Source organism: Pedobacter sp. HDW13, assembly GCF_011303555.1.
Classification (GTDB): Bacteria; Bacteroidota; Bacteroidia; order Sphingobacteriales; family Sphingobacteriaceae; genus Pedobacter.
In genome coordinates, this window is sequence record NZ_CP049868.1 from 4,751,692 (window position 1) to 4,764,800 (window position 13,109).

Sequence of the window (13,109 nt, forward strand, 5' to 3'; positions counted from 1 at the left end):
GGCTATACCCTTCGCCGTATATACATTAATCAACCCTAAAAGATTGTTGTTAATGGAGAAAAATGCGAAAAGATTGTTGGATAAGTACTTGTCAGGTAATTGTACCGCCAATGAAAAAGCCATTGTAGAACAATGGTATCAGCAACTTCCTTTTGAGGGCGATACGCCAAAGCAACAACGCATTACCGCTACCCAGGCTGAGGTTTGGCAACAGCTGCAACAGGGCAGAAAAAAGGCAAAGCAGCTGGTGCTGTATAAACGCATTGCAGTGGCGGCCAGTATCTTGTTGTGCCTGAGTGTTGGTCTTTACCTGGTAACACGCATCAATGTGCAACAACAGCTTATAGTAAGTACTTTAAACGATGTTAAGCCAGGTCGCAATAAAGCCATTTTAACCCTGGCCGATGGTTCTGTTATTGATCTGGATAATGCCAAAACCGGTCAAATAGCCATGCAGAATGGTATTGTTGTACGTAAAACAGCCAATGGTAAACTCGAATATATCATTAAAGATGCTGCCGGTAACGCCAATCAAACTATTAGTAACAATTTAATTTCGACCCCAAGAGGAGGCGAATATCAGGTAACCTTACCCGATGGCACAAAAGTTTGGCTAAACGCAGCTTCCACTTTAAAATATCCTTCAACGTTTGCTAAGAACGAACGGAGGGTAACGCTTCAGGGCGAGGCTTATTTCGAAGTTTCAAAAGATAAAAACAGACCATTCAGGGTTGCTACGAATCAGCAAACAGTAGAAGTATTGGGTACACATTTTAACATCAATGCCTATAGTGATGAAGAATTGGTTAAAACCACGCTTTTAGAAGGAGCCGTGAATGTTTCGAATGGAACAAACAGCTTAAAACTAAAACCTGGCCAGCAGGCACTATTTAACCTTGCCGATGCAAAACTCCGCATAAACCCGGATGTGGATGTGGATAAAGAGCTGGCCTGGAAAAACGATCTTTTTGCTTTCGATAACGACGATTTGAAAACCATTATGCGGCAAATATCGCGCTGGTACGATCTTGATGTGGTATATCAGGGCAAAATAACCGACGAAAAATATGTGGGTGAAATCCCAAGAAACAGCAATTTATCCGAAGTATTCAAAATATTGGAACTTAACCACGTTCATATTGATGCCAAAGGTAAAGTGCTCACTGTATCTGGCAGTAAAAACAGATAGACTTTGCCCGTCGCTAAAAAGGCAGTAAACCAAACAATTAATCAACTAATTCAACTAAACTGTATGATGAAAAAATTACCTGAAATCTAATTTCGTACCGCAAAAAAAACCGAAAGCGCAGTAACGCTTCCGGTAGAAATTTTGGACACAGCAGCTTGCTTCGAAACCCAGCTGCTATTTATTAACCTCATTCAAAACAAAGGTATGAAATTAACAACCCTTTACAACCCCGTATGCGCTATACGGAGGGTAAGGATTAAATTTTTATTGGTCATGAAATTGACTGCTATATTACTATTGGTCGGCGCTTTGCATATTTCTGCCGCCACATTCTCGCAAACTGTAACCTTATCCCTTAGAACAGCTCCGTTAAAAACGATATTTAAGGAGATTAAAAAACAAACCGGTTACTTTTTCTTTTACAAAGGTCAGCTTTTAGAAGGCAAGCCCGAGGTTACTGTAGAGTTAAAAAATGCCAGTCTAACCGAGGCCTTAAATTTGTCGTTAAAAGGGCTAAATCTCAATTTTAATATTGTAAACAAAACCATTGTAATCAGCAATAAAGAGAACCAACCCCTGGAATCGCTTGCTGTAGCCAGCCAGATCGAAGTTAAAGGTAAAGTGGTAGATAAAGACAATGACGAAAGCTTGCCAGGTGTTAATATTTCCGTAAAAAACGGCGCTAGTATTGGCGTAACCAACGAGAAAGGCGAGTTTAAAGTAACGGTTGCCGAAGGCGCTACACTTGTTTTTAGCTATGTGGGCTACGAAATACAGGAAGCTAAAGCAAGCGCGGGCAAAACACTGAATATTAGGCTCACGGCTAAACAGACGCAGATGACCGATGTGGTGATTACCGGTTATCAGGCCATCAAGAAAGATAACTATACCGGTAATGCCATTACGATATCCGGAGATCAGCTGAAAAGGGTAAATCCGCAAAATTTGCTTCAAAGTATAGGCACATTCGACCCATCGTTTAAACTAATTGATAATAACCTTGCCGGCTCCAATCCAAATAGAATTCCGTCTATTAATGTCAGAGGCGCTTCAGCATTACCTAGTGGTGATGGTCAGGTACTTAGAAGAGATGAAATTCTTGGAACAGCCAATATGCCGGTTTTCATGCTTGACGGATATGAAGTAAGTGTGCAGAAAGTGTTTGACCTTGATGTTAACAGAATTGCCTCTGTTACCTCATTGAAAGACGCTGCTGCTACCGCTATCTATGGTTCGCGCGCAGCCAATGGCGTAATTGTGATCACTACTAAAACACCTTTGGAAGGCAAACTAAGGGTTGAATACAATTACGAATTGAATCTAACTGCGGCAGATCTAAGCGATTATCAGGTTTTAGATGCAGCTCAAAAACTGGATTATGAAGTTCTGGCAGGATTATATAATTCTGCTAAGCAACAGGTATCTCAGGATCAGCTGGATGAAATTTATTACCACAAAAAAGCCAATGTTGTGGGTGGTGTTAACAGTTACTGGCTTTCTCAACCCTTACGTAATACGATCGGGAATAAGCATGCTGTAAATCTTGATGGAGGTTCATCAGCCTTTCGGTACAATGTTAACCTACGCTACCAAACAAGACCTGGAGCAATGAAAGGATCTCAAAGAGACCAGTATTCAGGTGGAATGAGTTTCCAGTACAACGTTAAGAAAATTCAGTTTAGAAATGAATTATCTGTAACCCAGGTAGGGGCTACCGAATCGCCATACGGTGATTTTTCAAGTTATGTAAGGATGAATCCCTATTACCCTTTGCAAGATGCGAATGGCATGGTTATGCGAATTTCGGATGTCTACGAAAAACAGGACCGATCAAAAGAATATGTGTTTAATCCACTGTATGATGCCAGTTTAAGTAGTTTTAATAAATCAAAGTATACCGAAATCATTGATAACCTTTCTGCCGATCTGGAAGTTGCAAAGGATCTGAGGTTAAGGGCTCAGATGAGCGTAACCACGCGATCAAATGCCGATGATGTATTTACATCTCCCATGGCTAATAAATATTATCTGTACACTTCAGATAAAATTGACGAAAAGGGAGAGTACATGAATAGGGAGATGAAAGAAACCTATTGGGACAGTAATATCAGGCTAACCTGGTTAAAGCAGATAGGCGGCCATTATTTTAATGCACTGATCGGTGTAAACGCCAGGACAGAACTTCGTGATCAAAAAGAATTTACTGCAATCGGATTTGCGAACGATCGTTTTACCAGTATAGGATTTGCCAAAGGATATGCCGAAGATGGAAAACCATTGAGCAGGCTCGAAAAAGCACGGCTTTTCGGTTCTTTCGTCACCATGAACTACTCCTACAAAAACCGTTACCTGATGGATGGAACTGTTCGTGTGGATGGTTCTTCGAAGTTTGGTGTGAACAACAGATTGGCTCCGTTTTGGTCGTTCGGATTAGGCTGGAATGTACATCAGGAGGAATTCTTTAAGGATAATAAAGTAATCAGTCAATTGAGAATAAAGGCCTCTACAGGTCTCACTGGTTCTGTGGAATTTGATCCTTATTTATCCCGGACCATTTATAAATATAATACCGGAAACTGGTATTCATCAGGCATTGGTGCGAGTGTAAACAGTTATGGTAATGAAAACCTGGGTTGGCAAAAAACACGGATGACGGATATTGGTATAGATATCGGGCTGTTTAAAGACCGTATCATGATTACGCCAAGGGTATACAAGAAGTTTACCAAAGATATTCTGGCCGATATCACCTTACCTCCATCAACAGGCTTCTTATCTTATAAAGAAAACCTTGGAGATATGGAGAACAAAGGGGCGGAATTAGGGCTTACAATAGATGCGGTGAGGAGCAAAGATTGGTCGGTAAACCTGAATGCCAGTATGGTTTCTAACAGAAATAAGGTGGTAAGGATCTCGAATGCCTTAAAGAAATATAACGATAGGGCCGATGAACTGCAGTCGGTAAAACCTGGAGAAGGCGGCTACAGGGGTATTCCATTACTTCGTTTTAGCGAGGGACAACCTTTCAATGCTATTTATGGCGTACGTTCATTGGGTATCGATCCGGAAAACGGACGTGAGTTATACCTCAAAAAAGACGGCAGCATAACCTACGATTATGATAAGCGCGATTACGTTGTAATTGGCGATCCTAACCCTAAAGTGAGCGGTTACTTTGGCGGAACGGTTAACTACAAAAGATTTAGCCTTTATGTGCAGTTTCAAACCTTTTTCGGAGGCGACAAATATAATTTAACCCTGGTAGAGCGTGTTGAGAATGCAGATCCACGTTATAATGTAGACAGCCGCGTGTTTGAAGAAAAATGGAAGAAGTCTGGTGACCTCTCTTTTTACAAAAATATAGCTGATATCGGCGAGACCGATGTAAGTTCAAGATTTATACAGCCTGATAATCTGATCAACCTTCAATCAGTTAACCTTTCTTACGACATGAGTAAAAAAATAGCATCCAAACTATCAATGTCAAGTTTGATGTTTCAGGTAACTGCAAACGACCTTGTACGTTGGTCGTCGGTGAAAGAAGAAAGAGGTATTAATTACCCATTTACCAGGAGTTTAACCTTTTCTGTTAGAGCAGCTTTTTAAACTTTTTAATCACAGATTTAAAATAAAAAACATGAATATTAGATTATTAATCTGCCTTATTTTAGTAACAGGGTTATTCAGTTCCTGTAAGAAATGGCTGGAAATTGAGCCGGAATCAGAAATCGCCGCCCCAATTTTATTCAGTACCGAAAACGGTTTCATGGAAGCAATAAATGGCGTGTACAACCGCAGTACCGAATCAGATCTTTATGGTAAAGAACTTACCTTCGGTACAACCGAGGTATTGGCGCAAAATTTTTCGATGCGTGATGACGGACAGGATTACAGGCAGACCTCCTTGTACAATTATAAACATGGCGAGTTTATCAAAAGGAAGGATAAAATATGGGCTGGTTTATATAATTCCATTGTAAACTGTAATTTGATCCTTGAAAATGTTGATGCGAAAAGGAATGTTTTTACCGGTTCAAATTATGCCATTGTAAAAGGAGAAGCACTTGCATTAAGGGCCTACCTACATTTTGACCTGCTTCGTCTTTTTGCTCCATCGTATTTGCGAAACCCTGCTGCAAAAGGAATTCCGTATGCCAGCAAGTATACAAAGGAAATTACTCCTATGTCTACAGTGTCGCAAGCCATCGAGTTAATCATCAAAGATCTGGAAGAGTCAAAACAGCTTTTAACAGCAGATCCCATCCGGAGCGCCGGTTATATTGTAAACTACCCCTTGGTTAGCGATACACTGAAAAATACAGAGGAGAAAAACGCTAGTCTTTTTTTACAGAACAGAAGGCACCGTATGAATTATTACGCAGTATGCGGAACATTGGCCAGGGTTTACCTTTATAAAAATGATAAAGTGAAAGCCTTGTCAAATGCTAAGGAGGTAATCGATTCTAAAAAATTCCCATGGACAGCAAAAAGTGATTTTGAGGCTTTTGAAGATTCAAAAAAAGACCGTATCCTTTACAAGGAACTTGTTTTCGGATGGTATATACCTGGTGCTGCAAAAGAAATAAAAGACAATTGGTTTCAAAGTGGTACCAGAGGTTTTTATTTAATTGAGGATGCTGCTGATTATATCTATGAAAAGGCAACAGCTGGCGCGAGTGATTCGCGCTACAAATACTGGCTATCTGCTACTTCAAATCAATCGTCGAGATCTTATGATATTGTTAAATACCGCAGAAACCCCTTAAGTGCTGAGGTGAACGCAAATCTTCATTACCTGATGGCACCTGCAATCAGGCTGAGTGAGATGTATTACATTGCTGCTGAGTGTTCGTACTCCACCAATCCTGCAATCGCAGTCAATTACCTTACGCAGGTTCGTGAAGCCAGACAAATTGGCGATCCTTTATCCATAAACAGTGAAGAAGATTTATTAAAAGAGCTACTTAAAGATGCACGTAAAGAATGGCTGGCAGAAGGGCAGTTGTTTTATATGTACAAAAGGCTAAACAGGGGTATTGTAGGGCAAACCGGCATAATTATTCCTCCTTCCGATAATATTTTCGTACTTCCACTGCCTAACGATGAAATCGTTTATGGTGGCAGATAAAACATGTGAAATTTTTGAATAGCAAATTATGAAAAAATATATATTAATATTCGCGGTATTCTGCCTTGCTTCCTGCAAAAAAGCAGAAGAGATGCGTTTTGATCACAACGCCAATGTTTATTTCGATATTTATAATGGTGATAAAGACAGCATCGTAAGAACTTTTGCCTACAACCCTACATTAGCTCAGGATACTGTTTGGCTACCAGTGCGTTTATCAGGAATCAGGACCGTTGAAGAAAGGAAGTTTAGTGCACGGGTAGACGCTGATTCTTCTACAGCCACTGTTGGCGTTCATTATGAAACACTAAAACCCCAATATTCCATTCTTCCTAACAGGGGAATAGGATACATTCCATTGGTAATTTATAATAAGGATAAGGAGCTCGAAAACAGATCGGTTTCGATACTGATCAAATTAACTGGTACACCCGATCTGGGCATAGAAAATCCTTACCTGATTAGGGCAAAAGTCGTATTCTCGGCCAAACTCGAAAAACCAGGTTGGTGGGATACCTGGCCGCTTCCACCTTATTCGAGAACCAAACATGAATTGTTCATTCTGGTGACCGGACAAACCTCACTCTCAACCGACGGTTTGGACGCACCAAAAAACCTCTATTATATAGGCTTGTTAACCACGATGTTAAACAATCCTTTTAATTGGGTTACCAAAAATGAAGCAAAAGGATATGTGATTGAAGCAGTAACTATCGGTAATACAGATAGATACTATTTCTACAATAAAAAGAATCCGGCCAAAAAAACACTTTTGCGGAAAAATATGCAAAATGGTAAATACTATTTTATAGATGAAAACGGCAATGAGGTTATTTAAATATAGGAACATGGATATTAAAAAAATAATATTGCTAATTGTAGCAGTGGTTTCTATTGCCGCATGTCATAAAGACCTGGGTAATTACGAAATCAATATGCCTGTCGAGCCTAAGGTGATTAATCTCGATTCTGTTTATACAGCCAGTGTGGGCGATAGTCTGATCATCAAACCAAAAATAGAAGGCACCGATGCTGCCAATGTAGACCTTGAATGGCGAATCAGTGTAATTGAAGGAAACGATGTGCTTTATAAAGGACCCGCATTAAAAATCATATTTGGTTTGCAGGCTAAAAGATATGCTGCCCGCTTAACCGTATTCAACAAAGCCAACGGAATGAAATATTTCCATAAGTTTTACATAGATGGCGGGACAGAATTTGCCAGTGGTACAACAGTGTTGAGTATAGAAAACGGAACAACGCAGTTTTCATTTGTAAAACCTGACGGTAGTGTGCAGGCACGTTTATACAGGGCCATGCAAGGCAAGGATCTGCCTCCAAACCCTACAAATTTATTTCTGCTTAGAAATATATTTACCGGAGGTACCTTATTGGGCTATTGGATTATTACAAAAAATGGAGGTATCAGGCTGGAGCCAAATACCATGCAGGAGGATCCGAAATACCCCAATACACTAAAGAATAACTTTTTTACCACACCTGATAATCTTGAAGTCGGCTCCCTGATATCACACCCTCAGGGGGTAATGATGGGAGTGGTAAACGGCAAATTCTACGGAGGCACCACCAGTACCTGGGACCAGGCTGCTACATATGGCATGTTTGGTTTACCTGCTGATGGCGATTATGAATTGGCTTCTTCCTTTGTAATGAGCTTTACGCAATCAGCCACTTATTTTATTGGTTTCGACCGGAACAGGAAACAATTTGTCAGGATCAATCTATATGGAGCGCCTGTTTATTTTGGTACTCAATACTCGGTTAGCACAACAACTGCTTTCGATCCTACCAATGTAGGTATGGATCTTGTCCATTTAGAGCAGCTCAATAACGCAGATTGTTTTGCCTTTTGCAAGGGAACCGACGGAAAGATTTACGAACTTAAGTTTAATGTTCAGTTTAATGGTCCGTTTACTTTTACCCCTCAGCATAAACGCCTTTTTGTGCGCCAGGAGCTGATCAACGAAAATACAAAATGGAGCGGTGCTAAAAATGGAGTAATCTATATTGCCAATGGCAGTAAAGTTTATCGGTATAATCCTGTAAATGAAGAACTCAGAGAACTCGCCACAAGCTTTACCGGGAAAACGATTTCCATGCTAAAACTTAGCGATGACGAAGAAACGTTGATGGTAGGAACAGAGCAGACCGTTTCTTTTCTAAACATAGCTACCGGAATGAACGGCGTATTCATTAAAAAGATCGAAGGCATTCCAGGTGCTCCTGTAGACATCGCAATCAGAAAATAACCTCATTCCATGAGTGGCTTTTAAAAAGGTCGGGCATGGAAATTTTAACCATAAAGAACGTACAAATGAAAATCATAAAATTAGCCGTACTGGCCTTATTATTCCCGGTTTTAACCTGGGCACAAACACCAAACTTTAGCCTTTCCGGCAAAATAGGCACCCTGAATGCCCCGGCAAAAGCTTACATCGATTATATGGACAATGGTGTGAGCCACGAAGATTCGACTGTAGTGGTAAACGGAACTTTCCGCTTTACTGGCCATGTTTCAGGTATTTCTTATGCCCGTATGGCACTCGATCATACCGGTGGAGGCAAACAACGCGCGGTATATACTGGCGATGTAATCTATTTCTACTTTGGCAAAGAGCAGGTTTTAATCAGCTCAAAAGATTCGTTAGATAATGCAAGCTTTACCGGTTCGAAAGTATATAACGAATATGCTGCTTACAACAAAACCATTGGCGGCACCATTATGGCTTTAACCAAAGCAGTAAATGCAGATTTCAATAGCGGAACACCCGAGCAGCAAAAAGATCCTGCCTATATGAAAGCGGTTGATACCCGTTACCGCAACAACATCAAAGCCCGCGAGGAGAAACAGTTCCAATTTGCAAAAGATCATCCCAATTCATTTTTTGGTTTAGTGGCTTTATCCGAGTCGGCAGGGGCAAAAGTAGATGTAAAGAAAGTAGAACCCGTATTCAACGCCTTAAGTAAAGAATTACGTGCTACCGATCTGGGAAAAGAACTTGCGCAACGCATAGCAGCCAATGGCATAACGGCTATTGGAGCCAAAGCACCTTTGTTTACACAGAACGATGTGCTGGGAAAACCAGTTTCTTTAGAAAGTTTAAAAGGTAAAGTAGTATTGGTAGAGTTTTGGGCAAGCTGGTGCAGTCCATGCCGTGCCGAGAACCCCAATCTGGTTAAAGAGTACAACCTGTACAAAGATAAGGGCTTCCAGATTTTATCTGTTTCGTTGGATAATGTGAAAGAAAACTGGTTAAAAGCCATTGAAACTGATGGTTTGCCCTGGTTGCATGTTTCCGATTTAAAAGGTTGGAACAACGAAGTAGGCCGTTTATATGGTGTAAGGGCTGTGCCTGCCAGTTTCCTGGTTGATCGTGACGGAACAATTATTGGCAATGGCTTAAGGGGCGAACCTTTAAATAAAAAACTGGCCGAAATTTTCAATAACTAATTATTCATCCATTAATAACGCTCAGAGGCTGTCCGCAAGTTGGATGGCCTCTTTTTTTGAGGAACAATAAAAACTAACATACTATTTATGACGAGACATTTTAGGCTACTGGCCTTATGCGTGTTGCTGTTTTCTACAAACGTTTTTGCACAGCAAAAGGTAGAAAGCATCATTTCTGCTGCAGTTAAAAAGGCTTACCCCGCAAGCGTCAGGATGTGGGGCTTTGATACTACGCGTAACGAACGTACCTCTGCACAATTTAGTGGCGTAGTGGTAAGTGCCGATGGTTATATTTTAACGGCTGCACATACCGTACAGCCCGGCCGTAATTACAAAGTTTTTTTTACCGATGGCCGCGAAGCCATTGCCGAAGCTTTGGGCAAAATTGAAGTGAAAGAAACTCCGGGTGCACCCGATGTGGCCATGATGAAGATTTTAACCAAAGGCAACTGGCCTTACGCCGAAATGGGCTATTCGCAAAGCCTTGTTAAAAATGAAATGTGTCTCAGCATTGCCTATCCGGAAAGTTTAAACCAGAAATTGCCCACCTTAAGACTGGGGAAGATTGCCGAGGTGAAAAATACTTATGGTTTCATCCAGTCAACCTGTAAAATGGAGCCTGGCGATTCAGGCGGACCTTTGTTCGATTATTTAGGGCGGGTAATTGGTTTACACAGTGCCATTGATGTAGCTGAAGACATGAATTTCGAAATTCCTGTTGATTTGTACCGTAAATATTGGTCGGCTTTGCAACAGGAGAAAATTTATACCGCCTTTCCCGATCAAACCGATCTGGTTAAAGTTGATAACCTCGCCGAGCAGATTAAAAAAGATACCGAGAGCGGTAAGATTGATTTTGCTAAAGTAAAGTTTAGTCCAAAATTCAAAAATGCCAGTTTCGAGGTAAGCAGCAGGTTTAATGGTGAGGTGAAAACGATTGGTGCTACACTTTTTAACCTAACTGATGCTACAGGGACGCACAAACAAGTATTGGTTACCAAAAACAGCATGATTGGTGAAGCCATTAGCCTTAAATTTAACGATAAAACACTTAATCTGTCGGTAATTGCACGCGATAAAGAGAACGATTTGATATTGCTGGGCTTGAATGAGGCCGTTGAAGGTGGAATTGATTTGAAAGGGATAAAACCTGCAATTGGCGAAAACCCTGTCGGACAATTGCTCTTTACAGCGAAATACGATGCAACTTATTTACAGAGTGTATGGAGTAGTACAACTTTAAGCCTGCCCAAGGTGTCGGCCATGCCTTATTTTGGGGCAATGGTGGCTTACAATACCAGTCCGGCGGTATTTTCGCTTATTAAAGCCGAAAGCCCCGCCGAACTGGCTGGATTAAAAATGGGCGATGAATTGGTAAGCATAGATGGACAGGCGATTGCTAAATCAACAGATTTCGTACCTTTTATGGTAAAATACTGGCCTGATGATGAAATTACCCTGAAATGGACGAGAGAAGGAAAGCCTTTTGTTAAAACCGTAAAACTAGCCGGAATTGGGCAGGGAAGTTCAAACCATCCGGCCGAAAAATTTGCTGGAGGTAAATCGGCGCGGCGCGATGGCTTTAACGCAGTGCATGCAAACGATCTGGCACTCACACCCGATTTAAATGGTAGCCCGGTGTTTGATACCAAAGGCAATTTCTGTGGACTAAATATTGCCCGCTTTAGCAGAACGGCAGCTTTGTTTTTGCCAGCCATTGTGATTTATAATTTTGTAACTGAACATGTTAAATAAGACGTTTTGGCCAAAATTAGATTCTTGTTGCAGGCTTAACAGTAGTTTCATATTCACTTGGTTCATTTGTTTTTAAACAAACGATTAAATGAAAAAAGAATTACTTACTCTATTTACAGCAGCAGCCATTGGCATGGTATCCTGCAAAAAGAACCACGAAGAACCTGCCACTGACATTAGCTATCCCGATATGGCTGAAGCTTCAGATCCTTCGGTTTTGTTTACCACGGCTGCTGGTGTAAAAGTATACAATGGAGGTTTTGGCTCGGCTGTTGCCACCGACCCAAATGCACCCGATGTTTTTTACATGCTTACCGATAGGGGATCGAACGTTGCCGGACAACTGGCCAATTCCATCATTATCGGTAAACCCGATTTTGATCCACAGATTGGTAAATTCAGGCTTAAAGACGGTAAACTGGTATTGGAACAGGTAATCGAGTTGAAAAATGCTACGGGTGGTAAGTTAAACGGTCTTCCTAACCCTGCCGGTATGGGCGCTTCGGGTGAGGTTGCCTACGATTTAAACGGACAGGTAATTGCACCAAGCGCTGATGGAATTGATTCAGAAGGTTTGGTAAGGGCTGCTGATGGTTCATTTTGGATTAGCGATGAATACGGGCCACATATTGCCCACTTCGATGCTTCAGGTAAAACCATCGAGCGTATTAATCCTTTTGGAACAGGTACCGGCGGTCGTAAAATTCCGGCTGTGTTCACTAATAGGAGAGCCAATCGTGGCATGGAAGGACTAGCCATTACCCCTGATGGCAAAACTTTGGTAGGCATGATGCAGTCGCCAATGTACAATCCTACAAAAGCCGCCACTGCAAATTCGGTAGTGCTAAGGATTTTAACCTTCGATATTGCAACCGGAGCAACCAAACAATACGTTTACTTAATGGATAATGTATCCTTAACCGGGGTAAGCGATATTGTAGCAGTAAACAGCACCACATTCTTAACTATCGAACGTGATGGGCTTTTTGGCGGTGCTGCAACTAATCCGGCAGCCTTTAAAAAAGTGTTTAAAATTGATATCAGTAACGCAACCGATATTTCAGATGCCGCTGATGGTGCTACAGGTAAACTTTACGACGGAAAAACTGTCGAGGAACTTAACAATGCGGCTGGTTTAAGTGCTGCAGGTGTTGTACCTGTAACCAAAACACTGGTTTTAGATTTGTTGAAAGATTTGCCAGCAGTATATCCGCACGATAAAGCTGAAGGTTTGGCGTTACTTCCCGGCAATATTTTGGTGATTTCTAACGATGATGATTTTGGTGTGGTTGATAATGGTGCAAGCGGATTTGCACAGAAAATTTTGCCATTAACCAATGCCGTAGATCGAAACCGCCTGTATTTTGTGAAAATTAAACTTTAAAATATCTAGCCATATGCCCCTGGTATGTGGCTAAAACCTTCTTTTTTAAGGAGGTAATTACTTTTGAATAAGTGTTTACAACTATTAGGTGTAGGTTATTGGCGCTAAAAAGACGTTTAGCTACCGTACTTTTACCCTTTTTTGCTACAACTGTTGTAAATTAGACAGACATTGACAAGAT

8 protein-coding genes are annotated in these 13,109 nt (G+C 41.1%); all 8 read left to right on the top strand.

Translation table 11 applies throughout. The annotated features are described in order from the left end of the window. Nucleotides 1-52: 52 nt before the first annotated feature. The 8 genes from G7074_RS20090 (at nucleotide 53) to G7074_RS20125 (ending at nucleotide 12,928) form a co-directional block, all read left to right on the top strand. Complete coding sequence (locus tag G7074_RS20090; RefSeq protein WP_166210898.1) at nucleotides 53-1,189, top strand: FecR family protein; 1,137 nt, start codon at nucleotides 53-55, stop codon at nucleotides 1,187-1,189. A gap of 273 nt (nucleotides 1,190-1,462) precedes the next feature. Beyond that, the gene (locus G7074_RS20095; RefSeq protein WP_166210901.1) at nucleotides 1,463-4,795 is read left to right on the top strand and encodes a SusC/RagA family TonB-linked outer membrane protein; all 3,333 of its coding nucleotides are present in this window, start codon (nucleotides 1,463-1,465) and stop codon (nucleotides 4,793-4,795) included. A 31-nt stretch (nucleotides 4,796-4,826) separates the two neighbouring features. Further along, nucleotides 4,827-6,317, top strand: a complete 1,491-nt coding sequence (locus G7074_RS20100) for a RagB/SusD family nutrient uptake outer membrane protein (protein ID WP_124559359.1) — start codon at nucleotides 4,827-4,829, stop codon at nucleotides 6,315-6,317. 28 nt (nucleotides 6,318-6,345) lie between these two features. After that, on the top strand, nucleotides 6,346-7,155 hold the full coding sequence (locus tag G7074_RS20105) for a DUF4843 domain-containing protein (protein WP_124559358.1): 810 nt from the start codon (nucleotides 6,346-6,348) through the stop codon (nucleotides 7,153-7,155). A 10-nt stretch (nucleotides 7,156-7,165) separates the two neighbouring features. Beyond that, nucleotides 7,166-8,587, top strand: coding sequence for a PKD-like family lipoprotein (locus G7074_RS20110; protein WP_166210904.1), 1,422 nt, complete (start codon nucleotides 7,166-7,168; stop codon nucleotides 8,585-8,587). A gap of 65 nt (nucleotides 8,588-8,652) precedes the next feature. Beyond that, entirely contained in the window at nucleotides 8,653-9,789 is a 1,137-nt protein-coding gene (locus G7074_RS20115; protein ID WP_166210907.1) for a TlpA disulfide reductase family protein, read from the top strand. 87 nt (nucleotides 9,790-9,876) lie between these two features. Then, a complete protein-coding gene (locus tag G7074_RS20120) occupies nucleotides 9,877-11,544 on the top strand; it encodes a S1C family serine protease (RefSeq protein ID WP_166210910.1) in 1,668 nt (555 codons plus the stop codon). An 88-nt stretch (nucleotides 11,545-11,632) separates the two neighbouring features. Then, nucleotides 11,633-12,928: an esterase-like activity of phytase family protein gene (locus tag G7074_RS20125; protein WP_124559354.1), complete on the top strand. Its 1,296-nt coding sequence runs from the start codon at nucleotides 11,633-11,635 to the stop codon at nucleotides 12,926-12,928. The last annotated feature ends 181 nt before the right edge of the window (nucleotides 12,929-13,109 follow it).